This is a genomic window from Desulfonatronovibrio magnus, from assembly GCF_000934755.1.
Lineage (GTDB): Bacteria > Desulfobacterota > Desulfovibrionia > Desulfovibrionales > Desulfonatronovibrionaceae > Desulfonatronovibrio > Desulfonatronovibrio magnus.
Genome location: NZ_KN882175.1, coordinates 510,167 through 535,131 on the forward strand (window position 1 = coordinate 510,167; position 24,965 = coordinate 535,131).

The following is a 24,965-nucleotide window of genomic DNA, read 5'->3' on the forward strand; positions in this document are numbered from 1 at the left end:
GTTCTATGCTACCTGCCTGGAAACTTCTGGCCCAGAGCGTCAGCCCAGTAACATTTTGACATTTTTAACCAGCTTGTCCGGCTGGGCTGGTTTGACCATATATAAATTGGCTCCCAGCCCGAGACCCTGCTGAATATCGCTGTCCCTGCCCTCTGTAGACAGGATTACTACCGGGGTATCCCTGAACATCTCTTGTTCACGAAGATTTTTGATAAAGGTAAAGCCATCCATTCTCGGCATATTAACGTCTGAAATAATCAGATCTATACCTGATATGGAGTATAGTTTCTCTAAGGCATCCAATCCATCCTCGGCTGTAGTCACCTGAAATCCCTCTTTTTTTATAATAAAGGCTATCAGGTTGCGCACGGTTTTGGAATCATCAACCACTAAAATATGCTTAGACATGACCCCTCCGAAAAAAAGGTCTCAAGTGACGTTGCAGTTTAGCTCTATGTGTATGACGCACGGTTTTTTATTCGTAATAATTCAGCCATTTTTAAGTAAGCAGGGGACAGGCACCCCAGTCCTTTTTTTTTGTTGATGTAAAACACAGACTTAATAAAACAAGGGCTGGGAGAGCCAGTCCCCCTCCGGGCTGTATGCCTCCGGGCAGGAAGCCGTGCCACATGCAAATGGCTAAACTGTTACCTCATATATTTTTAAGCGTCTCTATTCATTCAAGAGACGTCCGACTATAGCGTCAATGGACAGAATAGAAATAATCTTTTCTCGATTTTTTATCAATGCGGCCACATAGCTTGAATTCATGGCCAGGGCAGACTCAACACTCCATTCTATGTCTTCTCTCGGCATACGATACATGGTGGCTATTCTTTCCACAAGCAGACCAACCTGAAAGTTATCCTTTCTACAGACCACAATAAATCTGTTCTCAACATCTTTGCCTTTACCGGGATTAAGAAGCTCTGCCAGCCGGACTATGGGGGTAACCTTTTGTCTGAGATTGATGACACCTTCAAGATAAACTGGAGCTGCAGGCAACTTGGTGGGCTGGATAAATTTAATAACTTCATTGACCGTTTCTATAGGAAGAGCATACTCTTGTCTGCCCATGAAAAAACTGACCAGTTGAACATCATCCATGGCCTTGAGACGCTCTTTATCTCCCAGGGCAGGCGCCTGATCCTTGCTGGTATGTTTTACCTGATCGTTTCTAACCTGGACCTCTGGTTCAGACTGTTTCTGATCCTGATCTGCTGAATGTAGTACAATAGTGTGCCCGGATTCGGTCTCATCAGCAAGTGCGGATTTTATACCCGCAGTATCACCGTTGAGATATTTATCGATAAACAGCTGTTCTGAATCAGATAATTTTGTGCCTTTATCAGCATGGTCAGCATCAAAATTCTGTTCAACAAAGTATTCTTCAGGAGTTTTCATAATTTTTTTATGCCTCTATCAATCTCTCTCGCCAGCCTTGTGTATTCCTGAGCGCCTCTCGATTTGGGGGCATAGTCATGAATAACCCTCCCCCTGGCACTGGATTCCCTGAACTTGGTATCTGTATTGATTACTGTTTCAAAAAGCCTTGGCCCCATTTTTTTGCGCAGAATATTGAGTATCCTGCGACATGCTCCTGCTCTGCGGTCAAACATTGTTGGCAGCACTCTATACTTTATCGGACTTTTCAGAGCTTTGTTTAACAATCGCATAGTGTCAAAAATCAATTTAAAACCGTGTAGAGCCAGAAAGTCAGTCTGAGTTGGTATTATTACCTCATCAGCAGCTACGAGGGCGTTGACCAGAATTACTCCCATTTGCGGAGGGCAGTCAATAATGATAACTTCATAGCCTCTTCTGGTCTGCGCCAGCCATTTTTTCAGGATCAGCCCTTTTCCTGGAACATCTTTCAGATCTGCATCCAGCTCTGAAAGCTGAATACTGCTTGGTGTGAAGTCGAATCTGGGTTCAGAGTGAGTAGGATATATGGGACTGTTTTGCTGATCTGGAAAATTGGGATAACTCTTAAAGATATCTAATGCAGTCCGCTGTGTTTTTTCAGGAAAAAAGGCCATATGAATTGACGCACATGCATGCGGATCCAGGTCCATGACCAGAATTTTCCTGCCCATTCGAGCAAAAGATCCACCAAGGCTCAATGCCGTGGTGGTTTTACCCACACCGCCCTTTTGATTGGCTACAGCTATTACATAAGCGGACAAATCCGCCTCCCTTTGGGAATAATGAGTTCGAGTATCTGCTTAGCGCATTTTTAACCTTAAACCTCCAGCCCTCAGAACACCCTTCTCTGTTACCGATAGTTTAAAATCATTTTTCTAAGGGCCTGCCAGTCATCCTCGTATAGATCTACAAAACGCAGCCCGACTTCATAGCTGGTAAGAGGAATTCTTTCCTTTACCCAGGCCACTTCTGCCACAGCCTGCAGATATTGCCCGAGATCACTTTCAAAAACCTTAAAAAAGCCAGGATGATACTTGTTAAAGCTGGCTATGAAAACCCTGACCTGGACCTGCTGATTTTCCTGAAAACGCCGATTGCATATAACTCTCAATCCGCCAACACTGATATCAGCAGATTCAACTTCAGTCTTTTTCTGCCCTTTCAGAGGAAAAATAAAGTCCTGGACCTCCACCCTGAATTTCTTAGGTATTCTGGCATATTCCCGTCTGTCATTATCCTTGTTAATAACCTAACCCTCCTTCAGATAAACAAGAGCTCCTGGATGATGAATCGGTCTGAAAGCTCTGGAAATATTGTGCAGTGATTCAGAATGCCCGATAAATAGATAGCCTCCCGGAAGCAAATTATCGTAAAAAGAATTTATAACATTTTTCTTCATTTCATCATCAAAATAAATGACTACATTCCGACAGAAAACAATATCTGATCTGGGTACTTTCTTGAGCTGGAAGCGATCACTCAGGTTAATCTGACCAAAATCCACCAGCTGCTTGACACTGTCCTGCACAACAAATCTGCCCGGCTTTTCTTCATTGAAATATTTCCTGACAATCTCAGGCGGTGTTGTCCGCAGGGCATATTGGGAGTAAATCCCTCTTCTTGCTGCAGCAAGCACTGATTGTGAAAGATCATTGGCGGTAATGCGAATCCGCCACAAAGGAAGCTCCGATCCCAGAAGCTCATGCAAAACTATGGACATGGTATAGGGCTCCTCTCCGGTGGAGCAGCCAGCGGACCAGATATGCATGTACTTCTGGGCCTTGCTTCTTTTGGTCTGTATCAGCTCCTTGAGAATTATATCCTGAAAGACCTTGATCTGTGGAGGATTGCGAAAAAAGCTGGTTTCATTAGTGGTAATCACCTCAAAAAGTTTATTGAGTTCAATCTTGCGGTTAACATCATAACGAAGAAAGTAGAAATATTCCCCGAAACTCTTGAGATTGTGCTCTTTAAGCCTGTTGGCAAGTCTGTTTTCCAGAAGATACTTGCGATTATCACCAATATAAATTCCACTTTGTTTGTAAATAAAATCACGCAGCTGCAAAAACTCATCATCCTGAATCTTGAAATCTTTTTTCAGAGTTATGCTTTTGGAAAATGAAGCACTCATCTATTATTTTACTCCATACCCTGTTCCTGCAAAATATCAAGTGCGCGCTCTGCAGCATCCTGAATCTCGGTATCAGGATCGTCAAGAATATCTAACAGCGCCCTGAAACATACCTGTCCGCCTATGGTGCCCAAGGCTTCGATTATTTTAATTTTCTGCAACTTGGAACTGTTGTCCCATAGAGATATAATCTCTGAAGTGACCCTGCTGGATTTTTTGTCGCCAAGGGCTTCAATAGCCCTGATCCTGACCCATTCATCTTGATCCTCGAGAGACTCGAGAAGGTAGGCCACTGTTTCCTCGTGTGGACATTTGCCCAGCAATTCCACAAGAGCAAGGCGAACTTCCCTGTTTTCATCATTTATGACCTTAATGGCTGCGGGAATGATTTCCTTATCATCCGGGCACACCGTAGCCATGGCATCCAAAGCCATTTTTCGGACATCCGGGGAATCATCTGTCAAAGCCTTTTTCAAAATATCAAGGTTTTTCCCTGCGCCGAGTCTGCCTACAGCATAAACCGCCATCAGCCTTTTCATGGGGTCAGCGCTGGTTATCATGGGACGAAACTGTGCAGCCACAGCCTCTCCGCCGATGGTCAGCACTGAATCCAGCGCCGTCTCCTTGACATCATTCCAGGGATGATCCAGGAAAGACATAAGTTCGCTGATGCATTCATCATCTTTAAGCTTATAACCGATAAATTTCAGGCTGTTTTTCAATACGTCGCCGTCTTCATGAGTGCGCAGGATATGCAGAAAAAAATCTCTGGCCTCTGAACCGCCGGTATTGTAAATTTCCCGAGTAATGGCTCTTTGCAGATCACGGCTTTGCACCTCAAAAGCATGGGTAAGTCTGTTAATGGCATCCTTTCCTCCTATCCTGCCCAGAGCCCGCACCGCTACAAATGCCTTGGATTCATCTTCCGCTGTCAACCCATCGGCCAGGGCCTGGGAGTAACCAATGGAAACCAGCGCATTTTCTGCTCTTTCCAACCTCTCAGAATCCCTGTCTGAATCAAGTTCTGCCGCAATAGTAATAATTTTGGCTGAAGCCTTTTCACCCCCCACATAACCAAGGCCGGCCATGGCTACATCCTGAGTTTCAGGATCATTATCCTCAAGAGCAACCAAAAGATAGTCATTGAGTTTATCTCTTTCTTTTTCACTTAAAAAAGCCAGTGCCTTACCGCCAAGAACCTTTATGATGGACTTGACAATCTTGTTGCGTAAAGCTGTCGGTGAGGTTTCGGTTTTTTTCAGGAGCATGGGTACGGCTTTAACATTGCCCAGTTCTCCCAGAGCATCCACAATCATGGAAGTAACCAGTTCTGAACTGTCAGCAAGAGCTTTGATCAGAGCCTGAATTGAAGATTCATCTCTGAGTTTGGCGAGCGCTTCCACCACAGCGTATTGAACCCACTCTTCATCCTTAAAGGCCTTGTTCAGGCATGAGGATGCTTCAGACCTGCCCAACTCTCCCAGACTGACTGCAGCCTGGTACCTGACATTGACGTTTTTATCTTGCAGCAAAGCGTTGCATAAAGGACTGACAGCAAGGTATGATCCTGACGATCCAAGAATATCCGAGGCGAAAATACGCATATCCTCATCTTCATCATTAAGCAGCTCAATTAGTGAGTCCAGATCCTGGTGACCAATATGGCGAAGAATATCCATTGCCAGATTTCGAACCTGGGGCAAATCACTTCTAAGCAGCGGGATCAATGCCTGCACGCATTCTTCTCTGCCAATCTTGCGCAAAGCCATGTCGGCAGCTTCCTGGACCCCGAGACTCTCACTTTTCAAAAGCTCGACAAGTTGCGGAGCAGCATCGATCAAGCCTTTATCCCGAGCCGCAAAAGCTCCTTCTCTTTGTTTTTCCGGATCACCACTTTTTAGAAATACCATGATCTCAGAAATGCTCATCTCGTCCATACTATCTCACCTTGATTTGATATATCGCAGGTATTTTCAACATTCAGCCATCCCCCAGCCTCCAGCATTCAGCCTCAAACCTTCCGTCTTCATCCATAAGCCTTCCGTCTTCAACCTTCAGTCTTCAAACTTCCGTCTTCACCCTTCCGTCTTCCGTCTTCCGTCTTCAACCTTCAACCTTCAGCCTTCCGTCTTAAGCCTTCAGCCTTCAACCTTCAACCTTCAGCCTTCCTATTCACCTGTCTGTTTCAACATAAAGACTCGAATTTATGGCATTTGCCATTGCCTCAAGTTCAACAACCTGATCTGCCAGACCATCATCCACAACTGCCTTGGGCATGCCGTATACAACGCATGTATCTTCGCTCTGGGCCAGAACCAGCCCTCCCTTGAGCTTGAGGTCTCTTGCGCCCAGCAGTCCATCATTGCCCATACCTGTGAGTATGACACCCACCGCGCGCTTTCCTACACCCTGGGCAGCAGAAGTGAAAAGAACATTGGCTGATGGCTTGTAAAGGGCATCCACCGGTTCAAGACCAACACCCACTTCAATGCGGTAAACTTTCTGGATGATCTTTAAATGCTGACCACCCGGGGCTATATATACCCATCCCGGCTTTAGAACATCTCCTGATTCCGCCTCTTTGACATTAAGTCCGGTTGAATCATTGAGACGTCTGGCAAAAGGGCCTGTAAAAGCAGCAGGCATGTGCTGGGCAATAAGAATAGAAGCCGGAAAACTGGCTGGTAATTCAGCAAGGATTTTTTGCACAGCAGGCGGTCCACCTGTGGATACACCAATAACAACTACATCACGGACAACTTTTCCTGAAACAGAGTCCGGTATTTCCCTGACTACTCTGGGCACTCTTTTGGGGCGCTGTATAGCCGCAAGTCTGACAGTTCTGGCTTTTTTCCGGGCCACGGCCTTAACCTTGGCCTGCAAATCATTTTCAATTTTGACAATATCCAGACTGACCTTGGAAAGTTGCTTGGAAATAAAGTCCACAGCCCCGTATTCCATGGCTTTAAGAGTCGCTTCAGCACCATCCGTGGTCAATGAGCTGACCATGATCACCGGCCTTGGCATCTCCATCATGATATGCTTAAGGGCAGTCAGCCCGTCCATGACAGGCATCTCAATGTCCATGGTCACAACATCAGGATCAAGCTTGCGCACCAGTTCAAGCCCTTCCTGACCATTGCGGGCCATACCCACTACATCAATTTCAGGATCTTTTTTAAGCATAGTGCTGATGGCTTTGCGCATAAACGCTGAATCATCAACAACTACGACTTTAATGACTTTATTCATATTATTTTGACTTTAAATGGATCCTGCATCCTGCAGCCTATTTAAATACAGGCGACTGGAAGCCGCCTCCACTTTGAAGAACAGTTCCATATTTGGAAATAGAGACATCCCCCGCGAGGTACACTAATTATCTGTAACTTACCTGTAAGCTCCTACCAGCTAAAAGCCAGGAACCGCTCATCTTTGACTCGTTCTTAGCGGCATTGTCTGCATATCCTTCTGAATATTCTCAAAACCATCGCGGTTAAGTAAATCCACCCAGCTGTCAACCAAATCACTTTCCCATTGGCTTCCTTTTCCACTTAACAGGATATCTCTGGCTTTTTCCCATGGCAGGGCCTTGCGGTATGCACGGTCCGAAGTCATGGCCTCAAAGGCATCCACTACACTGATTATCTTGGCCAAGCCTGGAATCTGACCATTGGAGATGCCTTCAGGATAACCCTTGCCGTCCACGCGTTCATGATGATGAAACACCACCGGCAAAGTCTCTTTCAGAGACCAGACTTGAGAAAGTATGTCCCTTGCAATGACAGGATGGGACTTCATTACCTCAAATTCTTCGTCACTGAGTTTGTCCGGCTTGTTAAGGATATGATCAGGAATGCCGATTTTGCCAATATCATGCAACACACCTGCAGTATAAAGGGCATCAAGTTCTTTGGAGTCAAGTTTGAGATAACTGCCAAGTTTGACAGCATAGACTGCAACCCTCTCAGAATGGCCCTTGGTATAATAATCCTTGGCTTCAACCGCCTTGGCATAAGAACGGATTATATCAATGTTCTGATCTCGCATGCGGGTGTACATCTTGGCATTTTGAATGGCAGTTGCCACATGAGCAGCAAAAACACTAAGCAACTGCAGGTCATCATTGGAAAAGAGGCTGCTGTCTTTTCTCAGGAGGACCACGGCACCAACCCGGTTCTGCTGAGAAAAAAGAGGAACCACCATCAGGGAGTAAGGAAATTCCTGGTCTGCGAACATGGGTAGCTGACGGGCAGTATACTTATCAAGCAAGTATGACTTGGATTCATTCAATGATTCCTGAGCCAGCCTCTGAACCCTGGCAAAAAATTCAGGATCTTCACGAAAAAGCCTGCCTCTGATCACTGATTTGGTCAAATTGCTTTTACCATCAGCTCTGGTGAACAGAACAGCACTGTCCGGAGAAAAATTACGCTGAACCTGCAAAACAAACTCATAACATATGGATTTGAGATCAAGCTGGGCATTAAGAGCATTGCTCAGATTGAGCATACGCACTATGTTGCTTAACCTGTTGCGCTCCAGCTTGGCGGTTCTGTCCCTGATCACCTTGCTGACCTTGACCAGAAGGTGATTTATATTAAATGGTTTGGGCAGATAGTCTGCTGCCCCCTTTTTCATGCACTCTACAGCAGTTTCAATGGTGGCGAAACCGGTCATGATCAAAAAATCAATATCAAGCTGCTTTTCCTTGATTTTCTCCAGCAGCTCCAAGCCATTCATCACCGGCATCCGAAGGTCTGAGATGATAACATCAACATCTTTATTGGCTGAAACAACCTCTAAGGCCTGCTGCCCGTCTCCAGCCTGCAATACATTATAACCTTCATCCTTCAGTGCGTCTCTGCAGATTTCCCGCAGGCTTTCCTCATCGTCCACCACGAGAATTTTTACTGTTTCATTGCTGATATCCATTTTGCTACATAAACCTTCCTGTTGATTTTCAATTCATCGTAAGATATATTAGTATCTATTGCGCTTCTATGGAAAGCGATGGAAAGCGGGGACAGGCACTCCGGGACCCACTTGAGCATCATTTTGTGTTTAAAACAATTTTTGGGACAAGTGGGTTCCGGAAGAGCCAGCCCCCCTCCGGGCTTTATGCCTCCGGGCAGGAAGCCATGCCACAAGCAAAGCGCTAATCAGATACGATATATTTATTTTTATCAAGTCGGGATGTGGCTCAGTTTGGTAGAGCGCAGCGTTCGGGACGCTGAGGCCCGGGGTTCGAATCCCCGCATCCCGACCAATGCTTCCGGTATCAGGAATATTCAGCCTGCATTTTTATGGCTCCAGGGTCTTCACCCCTTTTTGTGTCCACCTCAGGACGCCCCACACATAAGTAAGCAAACCCCATTTCTCCAAGTATCCTTGGAGAGTAGAGATTCCTGCCGTCAAATATTATGGGAGAAGTAAGTTCCCCTTTGATTCTTTTGAAATCAGGATTTCTAAACTGATTCCATTCTGTGACAACAGCCAGTGCATCTGCACCTGACAAAGGTTCATACTGATCATTGACAATTTCAACCAGAGCATTGTCTTTAAGCTCCTGTGCGGCATTTTCCCCTGCTTCTGGATCGTAGGCCCTGATTCTCATACCATTGGAAGTTAGTTGACGGATGATTTCCAAAGCAGGAGCCTCTCTTATATCATCTGTATTGGCCTTGAAGGCCAGGCCCCACAAAGCCAGAGTTTTATCTTTAACGCCGCCTTGAGGCTCAAAATAACTCAAAATTTTTCGGGCAATCACCTGCTTCTGCTGTTTATTGAGTTCTTCCACAGCAGTCAGAACCCCGGGTGAATATCCATAGTCTAAGGCTGTACCAATAAGCGCCTTGACATCCTTGGGAAAACATGACCCTCCATAGCCTGCCCCCGGGTATATAAAGTGATAACCAATGCGGTGATCAGAACCTATTCCAGTCCGTACATCGCCAATATCAGCCCCGACTTTTTCACAAATATTGGCTATTTCATTAATAAAAGATATCTTGGTAGCCAGCATGCAGTTGGCTGCATATTTGGTCATCTCAGCACTGCGCACAGACATGACTATCAACTTGTCTCTGCTTCTGGCAAAAGGAGAATACAGGGCCTTGAGCAACTCAGCAGTTCTGATGTTGTCTGTCCCTACAATAACCCTGTCCGGCTTCATAAAGTCTGATACAGCGTCACCTTCCTTGAGAAACTCGGGATTAGAAACAACATCAAACTCAAGCTCTGCTCCGCGTGTTGATATCTCGTCACGGATTATACTGCGCACCCTGTCTGCTGTGCCAACAGGGACAGTAGATTTGTCCACAACAATTTTATAGTCCTGCATATATCGACCCACTTCATGAGCCACTTGATAAACATAGGACAAATCAGCCCTGCCATCATCCCCGGGAGGAGTTCCAACGCAGATGAATACAAACAGACTGTTGGCTAAACCTTCCTTGATATCTGTTGTAAAGTGCAGCCTTCCCTGGCTGAAGTTTCTCTGCACCATTTCTTCCAGCCCAGGCTCGTAAATATGTACCTTGCCTTGAGTCAGGCTTTCAATCACCTTGGGATTGATGTCCACACAATAAACGTTATTGCCCATCTCCGCGAAACAGGCCGCGCTTACCAAGCCTACATATCCGGTACCAACTATGCAAACGTCCACATTATTCTCCTTTAATCATATTGTACAGTCTTTTGCGCAAAATAAAAGAGACTGCAATAATATGTCCTGTTTTTAAATCCTTTGCAGGATAGCTTTATTTTATTTCAAAGATAGTTTCAACAAACTTTTTTTCGTCCCGACCATTACCTTTTGCCAAAGAACAGCTATAACTCCCTCAAATCCAAAAAAAAGGGGGGCGCCTCTTGAGACGACCCCCCTGTATTCAAATGTTTGCAAGTAAAAAAATTATCAGCTGTTGAGCTTTCTCTCCTGTGGGAAAACAGGCAGATATCTGTAGGACAGGCTGATAATCAGAATACAATATGCTGTGACTTCAATACATGTCATCCACTCAGTCCAGGCCGGTACATAAACCGTCCAGGTATCAAAAGGCATGACTGGATGAGCAAGGGTCTGCACAGTAAAGACAAACCTGTTAACCACTACGCCGACGCACGCCAGAAATGCTCCGAGATAAAGCAGGCCTGGCTGATTGCGGAACTTGGGAACAATGAGCATGATTGCCGGAATTACTCCGCACAGCCCAAGTTCAAACCACAGCAGCCACGTACCGTATACTTCATTGTAAAGCTGGCTGAAAGTCAGTCCCATTTTGGGCAAGGTATCAGTGGCCCAGTACCATGTATCCAGTATCTTGAAAAAGAGATAAAAACACAGCAGAGAACCTGCTATTTTACCGAGAAGCGCCTTGGTCTTGAAGTCTACAAGTTTGCGTCCGGTAATCTTTTCCATCATTGTGGCCACAAGCATGGTGAACGCAGGACCTGAGGCAATGGCTGAAGCAATAAACAAAAAGAATGTCCATGGCCAGATGAAAAAATGTTCACGATACGCAAATGGCTGGCTGAACAGAACTCCGTACATACCACCCAGGGATCCCTGGTGAAAAAATGACAGGAAGGTTCCTATTCCAGCAAATAATGGCATGTACACGTGAAAGTTGTGTGCCAGATGATGCAGAAATCTGATTTTATTAAGCTTGCGGTTTTCAAGAATAATGGGAATAAATTCAATGATAAGCACTATCAGATAACAGGTTATGCAAAAGATAACCTCTGTCAGCATGGAGTGCACATTGGGGTGCCAGTATCCAAACCAGGCTCTCAGGGGCTGTCCAACTTCAAGAGTCAGGATGATCATAGCCCCGGAATAGCAGACAAAACCAACAATCACTGCCAGATTAATTATGTTTTTAAGTTGATCGATTCTAAGGATATAGGTTAGAAATCCCGAGAAAAAGGCCCCTGCCCCAAGAGCAATAACTGCCAGATCAAAGACGATCCACAATCCAAATGCAAAATAGTTATTAAGCCCGGTTGTTATCAGTCCTGTGGACCAGACTACATATGAGGCATAAACCCCGAGGAGTACGAACACTCCCAGAAACCCAATCCAGACCATAAATTTGCCAAAAGAGCATCTTTCGACGCCTTCAGGAAGCCATTCTTTATCAATCATTGCTTACACTCCTTTGGTGGGTTCATGTTCAAGGTAGTTATCGCCCTGTCTGCGCACCCACTCCCTTTTGCTCATATAGTAAAGCTGAGGGTCGGTGCCGAGCCTTTCCAACAGCCTGAATGCATAGGGGCTTTTGGCAAGCTTGGCTACTTTATGCTCAGGATTCATGAGGTCACCAAATGTAATGGCGCCAGTAGGACAATTCTGGGCGCAGGCAGTAGTATAATCATCCTCATCCAGCTTATTGGGATCCCTGCCGTCATACCTGGCCTTTTCTTTGGCAGCCTTGAACCGGTGATGGCAGTAATGACACTTTTCAACTACTCCTCTCGGCCTGGTGGAAGTAAAAGGAGTCAGGGTTTTTTCCATTCCCTGGGGCCAGACCGGATCATGCCAGTTAAAATAACGGGCACGGTAAGGACAGGCTGCCATGCAATAGCGACAACCTATACATCTTGGTGATATCTGACTGACTATGCCCCCTTCCTCATCCTTGGTGGTGGCAATTACCGGACAGACAGGCACGCAGTTCGGGTTACCGCACTGCACACAGGGTCTTGGCAGATAGGCGATATCATGATCAGGAAAAGGTTTTCCATTGGAAAGCCGATATACCAGCATCCAGGTCATGGAATACAACTTGTCGGTAGCGTCCGGCATGGGAGCCATATTGTTTTCAGCCTGGCAGGAAATCATGCACGCTCCGCAGCCGGTGCACTTATCCAGGTCTATGACCATCCCCCATTTGATTTTAAACTCTTTTAATTTGTATATAGCCATTTTTTACCTCTTAATGTCTTTTCATAGGAAGCGATTAAGCAATGCTCACTCTGGTCCTGTTCCATACCGGGACTCCAGTTCCCTGCTCATCCTGGACTACAAGCAGTTTATAGGCATTGTCACCTTTACATCTGCTGAATTCATCCCAGGCAGTATGACCGAATCCGGTAAGAATAGCTGCTACATCGTCCATTACAGTCTCTGCAATATTCACCAGCGCCTTGCAGGTACCTGCCTCAGAGGTCAGGGTGACCACCTGTCCCTGGCGCAAATTATGCTTAAAGGCTGTAGCGCTGTTGATTTGTATCAGGAAACCATCCGAGGTAAGTTCGCTTTCTTTTATGGTAACGGTGGCGAAAGGCGGGATGGCTATCTTGTCGTTCCCTATGCGTAACTTGCTCAAAGGAGCCAGCTGCACTGGATACTGTGCGTTGCCATTCTCCGGAGGAGCTGCTCCAAGACTAAGTGGAAGAGTCGGAAGACCCTGGTACACATGATTATCGCTTGTATATACATCCCCTCGCAGAATGTTGCGCCAATTGGCTCCAATGGCTTCTGCTCTGGCCCGCATAACTCTTTCTAAAGAATTGTAGCCCAGATCCAGTCCCAGCTTGCCGGCCATGGCAAGAATCACATCCCCGGTTTCCATGGTGTTGAAAATTGGATCAATGACAGGCCTGGCTGCACTGTAGACAACCTTGCCGCTGCCAAAAGGAGTATATGCATCGTCTGATCTCTCAAGAAAATGAGGGTTGGGCAACAGCAGATCACATTTTTTGGCCGTTTCATCCATAAAGGTATTGAAGCAGACCTTGAATGGAATTTGCTCAAAGGCTTCAGCCGCTTTTTCAGCCCCTGGCAGCGCGTATACCGGATTGGCGTCATAAACCATCATGACATCCGGAACGTTATGACCTGACTCTATCCCCTGCATGAATCCCACCAGACTTCTCAAGGCAGACTGATCCGGGCTCACAGCAGCTTCAACCACATTGGGAGCAAATGGCAGGGTCTTCATACCACCAGGTTTATTGAGATTATCAAGAAGCAGGTTCACAAGTAAGCCTGCCGCCAGGCTCAGAGAGCCATTTCCCTTACCGGTTTCCGAGCCGGAAATGACAACAGGATTTGAAGCTCTTGTTAATTCCATGGCCAGTTCACGAATCTTATCCGGTGCAACACCAGTTGATGCGCTGACTTTGCCTGGATCATAGTTGTTGACAATATTTCTTCTGACCGGACTCAAATCTGCTCCAAGAGCACGTCCTGCCCCTTCCTGAATGAGGTAGTAGGCTATGCCAAGAGCCAGAGCCTCTTGCTGGCCAGGCTTCATGGGCACCCATTTGTCTGCAGATGCACCTGACCCTGTCTGTACAGGACCAGCATATACAAACTTGCCCTTTCTTGCACTGAAAGCTTTTTGGTTGCGGACAGGTGTACCCCAGTTAGAAAGTGCGTCAGCCCCCAGCATCAGGACATAGTCCGAATTTTCAATGTCGTACCCAACCTGACCGTTACCGTTCATCAAGCCGTCCCAGGCATGGGTGGTTGTCTGATAATCTCCAGGCATCTGAAAAAAGTTCGGGCTGCCCATTAAAGTGGTAAAACCCGAGAGCAACTCATTTATTGTTCCGTTTTCATCTCCGCTTACAACTGCAAGCCGATCAGATCCTTGAACCTCACGTAACTTTTCCTCTAAGATTGATTTGGCTTCTTCCCATGTAATGGACTCAAACCTGTCCGGGCCTGTTTTTTTCATGGGCCCTGGTATCCTGGAGGGGCTGTAAAGCAGCTGTACAGCACATGCTCCAAGAGGGCAGATACCACCCTGACTCATGGGATGATCCTGATCTCCTTTGGCTGTTACAGGGCGTCCGGCTACTGTTACAATTTCCAGTCCACATCCCGAAGCACACAGCTTACAGGTTGATTTGACATTGTATATTTCCCCATACTCCAGACTTGGAATCCACGGCCAGTTTTGTGTCCAGATGGATATATCGTCTGTGATTTTCCAGGGCACCGGGGTAAAAAGTGTCCCGGCAGCTCCGCCGACTACAAAGGTAATAAAACTTCTTCTGTCAAGTGCCATTTTTTACCCCTTTTTATTTATGACAAACATAGCAAGCATTGCTTGTACCGGTTTCAGCATGGCATCGCTCGCATTCCCACATCTTCATTGTGTCCCTGCTGTACTTGGTCAGCCTGTTCTCATAGTATTTTGGCCAGGCTTCAGCTGTTTCCACGGCCGGATGACAGGTCTGACAATCATACATTTCATGAGCAATATGCGAGAAATAAACGTTGTCAGGCTGCTTTTGATAAATGAGCCAGGGAACTTCCTTTTCCTCCCACACATACTGCTCAACAAAAATAATCTCGTCAGGGTCATCAAACATGACATCCATATGACATGCTGAGCATTCTTCAGTAGTTGGTATGCCCGAGAAAGAGCCATCCTCATAATAGTAGTGACAGTCATAGCAGTCCATCCCCACCACTTCTACATGAGAGATATGGCTGAACCAAAAGGGCTGCTGCTTTTCACTGAACAGCATTTTGGGAAAAAGCCCCCATCCGAAAACAAGGGCGCCGATAAAGCCCACCACAAAAGGGAGCAGCAAATAGCTTTTTTTCTTTTTCGCCACTTTTTCCTCCGTTCAATCCATAAAAAATTAAAAAATTATATAATGAAATATCATTAAAGCCCCCGGCCGAGCCAAAGGACTTTGCGCAGATGCTGAGACCATTTGATTGACGAATTGTTTTGCGTACACTATGCAAGACCTGCCACAGGTGTCAAGAGCAAAAGAAAAAATTCACAAAAGAAAAATTACAACCTCTCTCCAGAACCTTTGATTTTTATATGATCCAAGACTTTAATATCCTTATTTCAGGGCATTTGAAGGAGCTTAAGGACACTTCTCAGTTCAGAACCATTCCTTTACTTGATCATGGATCCGAGCTCTTTCTTGAACATGAGAATCAAAGACTACTTAACCTTGCGTCCAATAACTACCTTGGCCTGGCCAGTCACGATGCCCTCAAAACAGCCGCCATTAATGCAACATCTGTTTATGGTACTTCAGCTTCAGCCTCAAGGCTCATTTCAGGAAATTTTGCACTTTATGACCAGCTTGAAAAAGAACTTTGCGCTTTCAAGAAGAAACCTGCTTCGCTAATTACAGGCTCAGGCTACTCGGCCAATCTCAGTATACTGAGCAGTCTTGCAGGAAGGAATTCCGTAATCTTATGTGATAAGCTCAACCATGCCAGCATCATTGATGGAGCCTTGCTCTCAGGTGCCAGACTCCTCAGGTATCGTCATAGTGACATGGACCATCTCAAGTATCTAATTACAAAGCACCAGGACCGGCCTGACAAATTCCTGATCACAGATACAGTTTTCAGTATGGATGGCGACTTTGCCCCTCTTGAGGACATTGCTGAAATATGCGCAGGAAATAATATTATCAGTATAATAGATGAAGCTCATGCCACAGGAATTTTCGGGCATGGCCGGGGCCTGGCTCATCAACTTGGCCTCACGGATTCTATAGACGTCCATATGGGTACCTTCAGCAAAGCATTAGGATCGTATGGAGGCTATATTGCTTCAAGCAGAGATATAATTGATATGATCATTAACAAAGGCCGAGCCTTTATTTTTTCCACTGCCCTGCCTCCAGGTGTCATGGCAGCCAATCTGGCTGCTTTGAAACTTGTCAGCAGCAATCCGGATAAAAGCGCAAAACTTTTAAACATTGCTGCTCAGCTCAGGGCTCACCTTAAACAACTGGGTTTTGACACCGGTTACAGTCAGTCGCAGATTATTCCTGTTATTCTTAAGGACAGTCATATAGTGCTTAAAGCCAGACAAAAACTCATTGATAAAGGCATATTTACCGGCGCTGTTCGCCATCCTACAGTCCCTGTAAACACAGCACGCCTGCGCATTTCTCTGCGAGCAGACCTCATGCCTGAACATCTTGATCTCATTTTTCAGGCTTTTGACCATCTTGCCAGCGAACTGTCTTTACCGCCTGCATGTCGATTATGAACATCTTTACAACCTTGAGGTTGATTAGTAAAAGAGATTGTTGACAGTTACTGGTTCCTGGTTCTTTGTTCTTTGTTCTTCGTTCGTGGTTGCTGGTTCTGTTTTTGATTTTCTGTTCATTAATGCATCTTTAGTGGTAATAGTTCAGCAAGATCGAATAAGAAGATCAGGCGCTAAACAATTGCCATTTTTGAAACTTTTTTCAGGAGCTTTGTATGCGACAATTTGAGATAAAATGGGCTGTTTTTGATTATGGAGGAGTACTTGCTGAAGAAGGTTTTGTGGCCGGACTAAAGGCTATTGCAGAACAGGAAAATCTTGACCCTGATACCCTGTTTGAATCCACCAGGGATTTGATTCATGACACCGGTTATTTAACCGGCAAGGTTCTGGAAGAAACCTTTTGGAGAGAGTTTAGAAAGCAAACCGGTATTCAAAGAACCGATGATGACCTGAGAAATCAAATTTTGTCCAGATTCAAAATTAGGCCCTGGATGCTGGACATTGTCCAGGAGCTGAAAAAAGCTGAAATAAATACAGCCATTCTCAGCGATCAGGTTAACTGGTTAGATGAACTGGACGTCAGGGACGACTTTTTCAAATATTTTGACAGGGTATACAACAGCTTTCATGTAGGTCTCAGCAAAATTGAAACCGACATCTTTGACGAGCTTATTACCTGGCTCAATGCATCTCCTGCAGAAATACTGTTTGTAGACGATCACCCTGGCCATACAAGAAGAGCTGAGTCTCGAGGGCTTCAAACTATCCATTATCAGGACAGACAAGGCTTTACAGTCCGTTTATCCCAATTATGCCCGACGATTACCAGCGCATAGCGCCTGTTTACGATTTAATTCTCGACCCTCTTCTCAATCCCCTCAGGCGCAGGATTTCCAATATAATGCAGGAGTACAGGGTTGGAAAAGTGGTGGACCTTGGATGTGGCACAGGAAAACAGTGCGCGTTTCTTCACCGCGCAAACTTGGATGTGTATGGAGTGGACAGGTCTGCATCCATGCTTTCCAAAGCCTCAAATAACACTCCTGAAGGGATAAAGTATCAGCTTCAGGACTTCACAAGTACTGCGTTCCAGGATAATTACTTTCAGGCATCATTGATCAGCCTTGTTCTCCACGAGCATGATCAGAAAACGCAGCACAGCATGCTGACCGAGGCAAGGCGTGTTACTGAACAGGGTGGCATAACGGTCATTCTGGAGCATCATGTGCCAGACAGTCTAAGCTCCTGGATAATGCACCATATTTCATGCATACCTGAAAGGCTGGCTGGTCGCAGACACTACCATAATTATATTTCCTTTATGAAAAACAGGGGACTGCCTGGTCTGCTGGATAGTCGCCATGATCTAATTATAGTACGTGCTGAACCATATTTTTTTGGAGGGCTTATGCTTTATGTGTTAAAGTGCGCCTGATGCGGTTCGGCCTGTAAACAAATAACAAGACAATACGAATCCTGAAAAGCGCTAAACAGATACAAAAAAAGGAGAAAAGTGATGTTGACTGAAAAAATGGAAAAAAATCTAAACAAACAGGTTAATGCCGAACTTTATTCATCTTATCTTTACTTGTCCATGTCCGCTTATTTCAGCGAGATAAATCTTGGAGGATGTGCTCATTGGATGCGTCTCCAGGCCGAAGAAGAACTGGCCCACGGCCTGAAAATCTACGATTACATCAATGAACGGGGCGGAAGGCCCGTTCTCGGCAGTATTGACGCACCTCCCCAGTCCTGGGATTCACCTGTGGATGTCTTTGAAAATGTCCTCAAGCACGAACAAAAGGTAACGTCCATGATCAATGAACTTGTTGATCTGGCCATAAAAGAAAAAGACCATGCTACCAACAATTTTCTGCAGTGGTTTGTAGCTGAGCAGGTTGAAGAGGAAGCAAGCGCCAGTGACGTTTTGCAGAAGGTAAAACTTGCATCCAGCGATGCAGGCGGTATGTTTTTCCTTGACCAGGAATTTGGCAAAAGGGTTTTGCACAGTGAAGAATAACTTTTGCCGGCAGGACCTGGACAGCACTCTGCCTCCTGGGCCGTTCAGGCCTGCTGCGCGCCTGATTCTGGCTTCAGCTTCTCCAAGGCGTCAGTTTCTCTTGTCCACCCTTGGCATAAGCTTTGAAGTTATTCCTGCAAATTATCGGGAGCCCCCTCCGCGCGAGAATCAGCAACCACAAGATTATGCTTTGGAACTGGCAGCAGCAAAAGGAAATGAGGTTGCTGAAAAAAATCCGGCAGCCATAGTCATCGCTGCTGATACCATTGTGGTGCATGACAATATCATTATGGGCAAACCCACTTCCAAAGATCACGCTCTGAAAATGCTAAAGTCTTTACAGGGATCAGTTCATCAGGTCATAACAGCAGTGAACATCAGCTATGCAGCTTCTTCTAAGCAGGAAGCATTTTACAATATTACTGATGTAGAAATGGCTGAAGCATCAACTGATCTTCTAAAATGCTACATTAACACTGGTGAGCCCGCAGACAAAGCAGGCGCTTACGGCATTCAGGGCTTGGGAGGATTTCTAATTAAATCTCTAAGCGGATCATACACCAATGTGGTGGGATTGCCTTTATCAGAAGTTTGGAGCAGGCTTTTGCAGATTCAGGCAATAAGAGTGTCAGGATCTGTGCAACCCTTGGCGTGTGCATAGAAATTCGCTGTGATGGCAAGCTTTTCAAGGAAAACAGATGGGTAACTTGAGACTCAACAAGACAAAAATTCTTACAGGTGCGGCTACTCTGGGCTTTGTGGGTCACCTTCCCAAAGCCCCGGGTACCTGGGGGTCCTTTGTGGCCATGCTTGCAGCACCATGGCTCTTTATTCCATATTCACTGAGCACCAAACTCACTATACTTTTCGTTCTTTTTTTTGTGGGTTCCTGGGCCTGCTCAGCTGCTGAGAAGACCTTTGGCAAAAAAGATCCCAGTCAGGCTATTATTGATGAAGTTCTTGGTCAGTGGATAACCTTCCTGTTCATTACCACTGCAGCCATTTTACCTCTGTTGCTTGGCTTCATCCTGTTTCGAGTTTTCGACATTACCAAGCCCTTTCCTGTGCGGCAGTCTGAAAAATGGCTTCCAGGCGGCTATTCAGTTATGCTGGATGACCTTATTGCTGGTCTTTACGCGTTGGCAGCCTTAAGTTTGATACTTTATCTGATCCCAGCTTAAATACATGCACTAGTTCAGAATTATTACTGAAACCCTGCCAAAAAAACAAAAACATCTGAACCGCAAAGGTGCGAAGGTCTCAAAGTTAAAGACAATAAAGAAGATATTTTTGAAAACCTGACATCGGCTTTCAAAAAGGCTGCCTTTTCATTTGCCGCCTGCCTTGTTAAACAGACATAGTCTCCGTCGCAGACGGGTTTAACTGGGTTCCCCGGCAAATGAAAAAACTTCTTTCTTCCTTTGCGCCCTTTGCCTGCCCGGTTAAACAACGCTGAAAGCGTTCCTGCGCAGCAGGGTTTAACTGGGCGTCTTGAGTGAGTCTTTTTACCCAGGGCTAAACTATTACAAAAATTCAATAAGCAGGGAACATTCCGGATGCTCCCTGCTTTCCCAAAAAGATCAGCTTATACTTTTATGCCTGATCTTTCATTTCCTGGACCAGAGACTGAAGATCACTGGCCTGTTTTGCCAGATCACTGATTGCCTGGGCAGACTGTGCCATGACGTCAGCAGTTTCACCTGCTACCCTGTTAATATCATCTACAGAGCGGTTGATCTCTTCACTCGCTGATGACTGTTCTTCTGAAGCAGTAGCAATGGCGCGAACCTGATCTGAAGAGCGCTCCGCAAGAGAAACAATCTCCTCGAGCTGTTGGCCTGACAGGTTGGACAGATCAGTTGCTGTTTTTACTGACTCCACAGTAGAATCAACACTCTTGGCATTGTTTCTAACGTCTTCCTGAATGGCTTGAATAGATTCTCCAACTTCCTTGGTGGCGTTCATGGTCTTTTCAGCCAGCTTTCTGACCTCGTCAGCTACAACTGCAAAGCCCCTGCCGGCTTCACCTGCTCTTGCAGCCTCGATGGCAGCGTTGAGCGCCAGGAGATTGGTCTGGTCTGCTATATCTTCAATAACAGTCATAATTCTTCCGATTCCCTCAGCTCTTTGCCCCAGTCCTGCAATCTTGGACTTTAGCTCTTCAGCTGCTGTCTGGACCTGTTTAATAGCCTTGATGGCATCCTGCACGGTCTTGGAACCCTTTAAGGCGTTATTCTGGGCTTCTTCTGAAAATTCAGCAGCCTGTGAGGCATTTTTGGCAACTTCAAGAACAGTAGCGTTCATTTCTTCCATGGCGGTTGCTGTTTCCTGTGTCCTTTGCTGCTGGTCTTCAGACCCGCGACTGGCCTGCTCCACCTGAGCGGAAAGTTCTTCTGATGCTGAAGATATACTTTCAATAATATCTTCAATTTTTGAAGCTGCACTGAGCATTCCTTCTCTTTGAGCCTGCTCAGCCTTCTTCATGGCCTCTTCAGCCTTTAAGCGAAACTGTTCGGCTTTTTCGGTTTCTTCTCTGGCCTGGCTGGTTTTCTCATCCGCCTCAAATATTTTTTCTTTAAGATTGTCCACCATTACCTGCAGGCTTCCTGCCAGATCCTGCATTTCATCCTTGGAGCTAACATCAAGCTGCTGGTCAAGATCTCCATTAGAAACCTTGGAGGCAAAATCATTTATCCTTTTAAGGGGCCTGATTACTGCATAGTTAGTGGTCAACTGCCCTACAACCAGCAAAAGGATTAAAAGCCCGGCCATAATTGCCAGCAAAGTGATTGTAAGGTTACGGATTAATGCCTGCTCAACAGATGTATCCAGCACGTAGGCCATCACTCCTACCTGGTTTCCTGTGAAATCAACCACTGGAAACACTGACAATGAATAGTTTCCTGCAGTTTCCACAGCCAGTTCACGTGTGCCTCTCTCCAACAGTCTGGATGAAATTAACTGGTTTATTCTTGCATCTTCAGTGCCTGAAACCTTGACGAACCGGTTATCAATAACAGGATGGCGGGACTCATCCTGAAGCCTCTGGGCAATACGCAGCAAATCATAATTCATGTACAAAAGCAGCTCATGTCCTTCAGCTGCTGCTGCCGCCTCAACAATGGGCTCAAATTCAATAAGCATTTCCACTGAACCCAGCTGATTACGGCGATCATCCATAACAGGCAGAACACTGCGCACAGTAAAACCGCCTCGACCAATTTCAAGCCCTTCAACAGCCCTGCCCGAACGGTTGACCTGCATAACTGTTTGCCTGAATTCTGAAATATCATCTGATTCATCAACCCATTGTCCGTCACGTATGAAATTTTTCTCTCTCCACAACCGAACCAGGCTTCTGCCATTGGGAAGATGAAAATGAAGCATTAGGGGCTCACCTCTGACTGCTTCAAAACTGTCCAGCATGTCACTTAGGTTGGCACGCAGCATCTCCCTGGCTCTTTGTGATTCAGGAGAAGCACCGTCATTGATATTTCCGGAAAGAGCAACCCGGTAAGCTTCCGCCACTGCAGGCAGCCTGGAAAAAAGAGCTGATACTGACTCTGCCTCGCGAAATGCAAGAGACATGGCTGAGTCAATTTCATCTGCTTTACTTTGTCCGATTTCGCGAATGAATTCATTGCTGACACGATTCAGCTGATAGTTGAGGACAACAAAAATAATTACTACCAGTGCCACCAGCGACACTAACATGGGAATAAATATTTTCCCCCTGATCTTAAAACGCATATCAACCTCCCGAGGCTGTGAAAAAATTAACTGAAACAGAATCAGCCAAATATATTACGGACATGAATTAATGACTGTCAGCGGCTATCTGCAAGGCTTGCAGCCTAAAAAAATGTAGTGAGCATCACTGAAATAGATATCAAATAAATGCAAATATTACCGGATAGTTTCATTTTTGTCTACACAGATTATCTTTTCACAAACTGAAAACAACAAATTCAGTCAGTGAGTATACAGCCGACCTGCAAGGGGCAAAACCAGGATTGACACTAAAGCTTTCCACAACTATCAGGCTTCCTATGCATGAAGCAGTAAATCATCACCCCGGCATGACTGACTCACGAAAAAGACTCTTTATCTCGGGCTGGGCCGGTTTTCCGGAACTTTTTCCACAAATATCAAGAAACTTCACTTTTGTTTTGCCTTTTGGTCCTGAGCACGAGTATTTTGAACAAAAATATGTGAATCAACACTGGGATACAATTGCAGGCTGGTCACTTGGAGCTCATCTTTGCCTTAAAAAATTACATGAGCTCAAAACCTCGCATCTTATTTTGATTGCGCCGTTTCTTGACTTCTGCACCTACACGCCGCCGGAAAAAGTAAGAGAGATGATCGCCGGTCTTAAACGTAAACCACAAGCCCTGACCCGCTGGTTCTGGAAGCAATGCGGCATAACCCGGACCGGCATCAGGATTGAGCATCATCAGGAATTGCTTATGGGGCTTGAGTATCTACTTGATTCAAGCATCAAAAGCCTGCCAGAAGTCACTATAAATTCTGTCACCATAATGCACGGAGTCAGAGACAGAATAGTCCCTGCCCGGGCATCAGAAATATTACTGGAGTCCATACCTGGTGCCTGCTACATTACGTTGCCATACGGTCACTTTATTCCTGAAGCTGAGATTCTGCAGCGCATCAAGACATCAAATTAATACTGAAAACTGAACATAGATCCTGGCCCTCTGGACCATTATCCATACTGAATCTCATTGAATAAGCGTTAATTCACAACATTTTCTAAAAAACTTCATTGTCTTCCGTGTATTCCGCGGGCTGTATTTTTTATTTTGAAAAGAAACTACAGGTTTGTTTGAAATACCCTGAAACGCCTATACATGCATAATACTATTCGCCACAAATTTGACAGGTCAAGCATTACATACAGGGCAAACGCCCCTGTCCAGGATCACGTTGCAGCTAAATGCGCCATGAGAGTTCCGAAAGGATTCTCTGGCAATATCCTGGAAATCGGAGCAGGTGGTGGTCTGTTAAGCGAAAAAGTACTTGCAAGAATTAGTCCTGCCAGTCATTACTATGCCTTAGACATTTCTAAGGCCATGCTCAACATCATTAAAAATCCCGGCATGCAATCAGATATCTTTCCTGGCATTGAAAAAGTGCAGGCTGATGGAGAATACCCGCCCTTTCAAGATTGCTCCTTAGATCTTATGCTGAGTTCTTCCACCATGCAGTGGTACAAAAACAGCCCAGCTTCAATGACTCGAAATCTTCAACTTTTAAAACCAGGTGGACTGTTTTCCCTTGGCCTTTTTGTGCAAGGCACTTTTAAGGAAATGGAACATGTCAGCTCTTTAACAGGGTTTGGATCAACCCATATTCTTCCTGTAGCTTCTGAGTGCCTGTCTGCTCTGCAAAAAGAAAAGTTAGAGCTTGCTTCAGAAATAGAAACCAAAACAATTCAATATGACTCAGTTCTTTCATTTCTGAAAAAACATAAGCAAACAGGTGCAACTTTTTCAGGAAAAAAAGCTCGATTTGGCAGGGAAAGGCTTAGAAAATTTATTGCTGCATACGAGGAGCATTACGAAAAAGATGGGAAAATTCAGGTCAGCTACCAGATTTTGTATATATGGGGCCGCAAGTTGCTTTGAGCAAATGTCAAACCCTGACTGTCTGGTTTGGTTGAAATAGGATCATAGGTACTTAGAAGCTCCTCACCCGGGCGGACTGGGACCGTACTTGTGAGTAAGTTTAAGACTCTGTCACTTTTCTGGAAATTGGGACAGTCCCCGCGAGGTACTATAAAAAAGTAATGATACTGCATTGGTTCCTGGAAAAAATTTGCTTAAATGAAAAAATTTACACAGCGAGGGACAGTCCCTGTGCCAAGCGTAAAGCTCTCATCTTTGACGGAATTTTTCAGGCAAATGTGCATCATTCATAAGCAAAAATCGTAAAACATGAAAATTGTAACCGTCTGATTTTATTAGCAAAAAGATTGTAGTTACTTGTAAGCTCCTCACCCGGGCGGCATGGGACCAAACATGTGAGTAACTGTCTTTAAAGTGGAGCCTGCATCCTGCAGGCTATTTAATTCCAGGCGGCTGGAAGCCGCCTCCACCTTGAAGAACAGTCCCATATTTATGCCCCTCGTTTTCAGGCTCCAGCCTGGGGGCGTTTTTCTCTTGCGGCTCCAGCCGCTTCTTAAAATGTTGCTGGAGCTACAAAAAAAGAGGTGTAATAGCCTCAAAACGTTAGAGATTGCCGCGCTCGAAGACTCGCTCGCAATGACACCTGAGCTGTCAGGAATGTAGTTGCTGAAAACCTGTCACCCTCGAGGGAGCCTGAGCGACTGAAGCAATCTGTATGGTAAAACCATAATACTCTGATTTTATTAGCA

22 protein-coding genes and 1 tRNA gene are annotated in these 24,965 nt (G+C 45.5%); 9 read left to right on the plus strand and 14 right to left on the minus strand.

Going from position 1 to position 24,965, the window contains the following annotated elements:
• Positions 1-39 precede the first annotated feature (39 nt).
• The 8 genes from LZ23_RS14120 to LZ23_RS14155 all read right to left on the minus strand — a co-directional run bounded on the left by LZ23_RS14120 (position 40) and on the right by LZ23_RS14155 (position 8,491).
• A complete protein-coding gene (locus LZ23_RS14120; protein WP_045215074.1) occupies positions 40-408 on the minus strand; it encodes a response regulator in 369 nt (122 codons plus the stop codon).
• Between the two features lie 264 nt (positions 409-672).
• Positions 673-1,404 (minus strand): chemotaxis protein CheW, encoded by a 732-nt coding sequence (locus LZ23_RS14125; protein WP_052507400.1) that lies wholly within the window; start codon positions 1,402-1,404, stop codon positions 673-675.
• Positions 1,401-2,186 carry a ParA family protein gene (locus LZ23_RS14130; protein ID WP_045215076.1) on the minus strand — a complete coding sequence of 262 codons (786 nt, stop codon included), beginning with the start codon at positions 2,184-2,186 and terminating at the stop codon, positions 1,401-1,403. The genes LZ23_RS14125 and LZ23_RS14130 overlap by 4 nt, the downstream gene beginning before the upstream one ends.
• Positions 2,187-2,275: 89 nt before the next feature.
• Positions 2,276-2,671 (minus strand): PilZ domain-containing protein, encoded by a 396-nt coding sequence (locus LZ23_RS14135; protein ID WP_045215078.1) that lies wholly within the window; start codon positions 2,669-2,671, stop codon positions 2,276-2,278.
• 3 nt (positions 2,672-2,674) lie between these two features.
• On the minus strand, positions 2,675-3,556 hold the full coding sequence (locus LZ23_RS14140) for a CheR family methyltransferase (RefSeq protein ID WP_045215080.1): 882 nt from the start codon (positions 3,554-3,556) through the stop codon (positions 2,675-2,677).
• 8 nt (positions 3,557-3,564) lie between these two features.
• Complete coding sequence (locus LZ23_RS14145) at positions 3,565-5,493, minus strand: HEAT repeat domain-containing protein (RefSeq protein WP_232300500.1); 1,929 nt, start codon at positions 5,491-5,493, stop codon at positions 3,565-3,567.
• A gap of 235 nt (positions 5,494-5,728) precedes the next feature.
• Positions 5,729-6,808 carry a protein-glutamate methylesterase/protein-glutamine glutaminase gene (locus tag LZ23_RS14150; RefSeq protein ID WP_045215081.1) on the minus strand — a complete coding sequence of 360 codons (1,080 nt, stop codon included), beginning with the start codon at positions 6,806-6,808 and terminating at the stop codon, positions 5,729-5,731.
• 177 nt (positions 6,809-6,985) lie between these two features.
• The gene (locus tag LZ23_RS14155; RefSeq protein WP_045215082.1) at positions 6,986-8,491 is read right to left on the minus strand and encodes an HD domain-containing phosphohydrolase; all 1,506 of its coding nucleotides are present in this window, start codon (positions 8,489-8,491) and stop codon (positions 6,986-6,988) included.
• Between the two features lie 257 nt (positions 8,492-8,748).
• Here LZ23_RS14155 and LZ23_RS14160 point away from each other — a divergent pair.
• Positions 8,749-8,825 (plus strand) — tRNA-Pro (locus LZ23_RS14160).
• Between the two features lie 12 nt (positions 8,826-8,837).
• Here LZ23_RS14160 and LZ23_RS14165 read toward each other — a convergent pair.
• The 5 genes from LZ23_RS14165 to qrcA form a co-directional block, all read right to left on the minus strand.
• The gene (locus LZ23_RS14165; RefSeq protein ID WP_045215083.1) at positions 8,838-10,226 is read right to left on the minus strand and encodes a UDP-glucose dehydrogenase family protein; all 1,389 of its coding nucleotides are present in this window, start codon (positions 10,224-10,226) and stop codon (positions 8,838-8,840) included.
• 249 nt (positions 10,227-10,475) lie between these two features.
• Complete coding sequence (gene qrcD, locus LZ23_RS14170; RefSeq protein ID WP_045215084.1) at positions 10,476-11,705, minus strand: menaquinone reductase integral membrane subunit QrcD; 1,230 nt, start codon at positions 11,703-11,705, stop codon at positions 10,476-10,478.
• A 3-nt stretch (positions 11,706-11,708) separates the two neighbouring features.
• The gene (gene qrcC, locus LZ23_RS14175) at positions 11,709-12,485 is read right to left on the minus strand and encodes a menaquinone reductase iron-sulfur cluster-binding subunit QrcC (RefSeq protein WP_045215086.1); all 777 of its coding nucleotides are present in this window, start codon (positions 12,483-12,485) and stop codon (positions 11,709-11,711) included.
• A 34-nt stretch (positions 12,486-12,519) separates the two neighbouring features.
• Positions 12,520-14,577, minus strand: coding sequence for a menaquinone reductase molybdopterin-binding-like subunit QrcB (gene qrcB / locus LZ23_RS14180; protein ID WP_045215088.1), 2,058 nt, complete (start codon positions 14,575-14,577; stop codon positions 12,520-12,522).
• Between the two features lie 13 nt (positions 14,578-14,590).
• Positions 14,591-15,133: a menaquinone reductase multiheme cytochrome c subunit QrcA gene (qrcA, locus tag LZ23_RS14185; protein ID WP_045215089.1), complete on the minus strand. Its 543-nt coding sequence runs from the start codon at positions 15,131-15,133 to the stop codon at positions 14,591-14,593.
• 218 nt (positions 15,134-15,351) lie between these two features.
• Between qrcA and LZ23_RS14190 the strand changes: the two genes are divergently transcribed.
• From LZ23_RS14190 to LZ23_RS14215, 6 genes are all read left to right on the plus strand, one after another.
• The gene (locus LZ23_RS14190) at positions 15,352-16,545 is read left to right on the plus strand and encodes an aminotransferase class I/II-fold pyridoxal phosphate-dependent enzyme (RefSeq protein WP_045215091.1); all 1,194 of its coding nucleotides are present in this window, start codon (positions 15,352-15,354) and stop codon (positions 16,543-16,545) included.
• Between the two features lie 215 nt (positions 16,546-16,760).
• Positions 16,761-17,384, plus strand: coding sequence for an HAD family hydrolase (locus tag LZ23_RS14195; protein WP_045215092.1), 624 nt, complete (start codon positions 16,761-16,763; stop codon positions 17,382-17,384).
• Positions 17,360-17,983, plus strand: coding sequence for a class I SAM-dependent methyltransferase (locus tag LZ23_RS14200; RefSeq protein WP_045215094.1), 624 nt, complete (start codon positions 17,360-17,362; stop codon positions 17,981-17,983). The genes LZ23_RS14195 and LZ23_RS14200 overlap by 25 nt, the downstream gene beginning before the upstream one ends.
• 81 nt (positions 17,984-18,064) lie before the next feature.
• On the plus strand, positions 18,065-18,568 hold the full coding sequence (locus tag LZ23_RS14205; protein ID WP_045215096.1) for a ferritin: 504 nt from the start codon (positions 18,065-18,067) through the stop codon (positions 18,566-18,568).
• Positions 18,558-19,229: a Maf family protein gene (locus LZ23_RS14210; protein ID WP_052507401.1), complete on the plus strand. Its 672-nt coding sequence runs from the start codon at positions 18,558-18,560 to the stop codon at positions 19,227-19,229. The genes LZ23_RS14205 and LZ23_RS14210 overlap by 11 nt, the downstream gene beginning before the upstream one ends.
• A 37-nt stretch (positions 19,230-19,266) precedes the next feature.
• Positions 19,267-19,749, plus strand: a complete 483-nt coding sequence (locus LZ23_RS14215) for a phosphatidylglycerophosphatase A family protein (RefSeq protein WP_045215097.1) — start codon at positions 19,267-19,269, stop codon at positions 19,747-19,749.
• A 412-nt stretch (positions 19,750-20,161) separates the two neighbouring features.
• On the opposite strand, the gene LZ23_RS22780 is transcribed toward LZ23_RS14215, so the two are convergent.
• Positions 20,162-22,318: a methyl-accepting chemotaxis protein gene (locus LZ23_RS22780; protein ID WP_052507402.1), complete on the minus strand. Its 2,157-nt coding sequence runs from the start codon at positions 22,316-22,318 to the stop codon at positions 20,162-20,164.
• A 299-nt stretch (positions 22,319-22,617) separates the two neighbouring features.
• Between LZ23_RS22780 and LZ23_RS14230 the strand changes: the two genes are divergently transcribed.
• Together LZ23_RS14230 and LZ23_RS14235 are read left to right on the plus strand one after the other, a co-directional pair.
• Complete coding sequence (locus tag LZ23_RS14230; RefSeq protein WP_045215100.1) at positions 22,618-23,256, plus strand: alpha/beta fold hydrolase; 639 nt, start codon at positions 22,618-22,620, stop codon at positions 23,254-23,256.
• A 183-nt stretch (positions 23,257-23,439) separates the two neighbouring features.
• Positions 23,440-24,216, plus strand: a complete 777-nt coding sequence (locus LZ23_RS14235; RefSeq protein WP_045215102.1) for a methyltransferase domain-containing protein — start codon at positions 23,440-23,442, stop codon at positions 24,214-24,216.
• The last annotated feature ends 749 nt before the right edge of the window (positions 24,217-24,965 follow it).

Coding starts and splice junctions, on each gene's coding strand:
- LZ23_RS14120 (WP_045215074.1), bottom strand. CDS start 408: ATGTCTAAGCATATTTTAGTGGTTGATGATTCCAAAACCGTGCGCAAC.
- LZ23_RS14215 (WP_045215097.1), top strand. CDS start 19,267: ATGGGTAACTTGAGACTCAACAAGACAAAAATTCTTACAGGTGCGGCT.
- LZ23_RS14140 (WP_045215080.1), bottom strand. CDS start 3,556: ATGAGTGCTTCATTTTCCAAAAGCATAACTCTGAAAAAAGATTTCAAG.
- LZ23_RS22780 (WP_052507402.1), bottom strand. CDS start 22,318: ATGCGTTTTAAGATCAGGGGGAAAATATTTATTCCCATGTTAGTGTCG.
- LZ23_RS14155 (WP_045215082.1), bottom strand. CDS start 8,491: ATGGATATCAGCAATGAAACAGTAAAAATTCTCGTGGTGGACGATGAG.
- qrcC (WP_045215086.1), bottom strand. CDS start 12,485: ATGGCTATATACAAATTAAAAGAGTTTAAAATCAAATGGGGGATGGTC.
- LZ23_RS14190 (WP_045215091.1), top strand. CDS start 15,352: ATGATCCAAGACTTTAATATCCTTATTTCAGGGCATTTGAAGGAGCTT.
- LZ23_RS14230 (WP_045215100.1), top strand. CDS start 22,618: ATGCATGAAGCAGTAAATCATCACCCCGGCATGACTGACTCACGAAAA.
- LZ23_RS14125 (WP_052507400.1), bottom strand. CDS start 1,404: ATGAAAACTCCTGAAGAATACTTTGTTGAACAGAATTTTGATGCTGAC.
- LZ23_RS14235 (WP_045215102.1), top strand. CDS start 23,440: ATGCATAATACTATTCGCCACAAATTTGACAGGTCAAGCATTACATAC.
- LZ23_RS14195 (WP_045215092.1), top strand. CDS start 16,761: ATGCGACAATTTGAGATAAAATGGGCTGTTTTTGATTATGGAGGAGTA.
- LZ23_RS14200 (WP_045215094.1), top strand. CDS start 17,360: ATGCCCGACGATTACCAGCGCATAGCGCCTGTTTACGATTTAATTCTC.
- LZ23_RS14150 (WP_045215081.1), bottom strand. CDS start 6,808: ATGAATAAAGTCATTAAAGTCGTAGTTGTTGATGATTCAGCGTTTATG.
- LZ23_RS14205 (WP_045215096.1), top strand. CDS start 18,065: ATGTTGACTGAAAAAATGGAAAAAAATCTAAACAAACAGGTTAATGCC.
- LZ23_RS14145 (WP_232300500.1), bottom strand. CDS start 5,493: ATGGACGAGATGAGCATTTCTGAGATCATGGTATTTCTAAAAAGTGGT.
- qrcD (WP_045215084.1), bottom strand. CDS start 11,705: ATGATTGATAAAGAATGGCTTCCTGAAGGCGTCGAAAGATGCTCTTTT.
- qrcB (WP_045215088.1), bottom strand. CDS start 14,577: ATGGCACTTGACAGAAGAAGTTTTATTACCTTTGTAGTCGGCGGAGCT.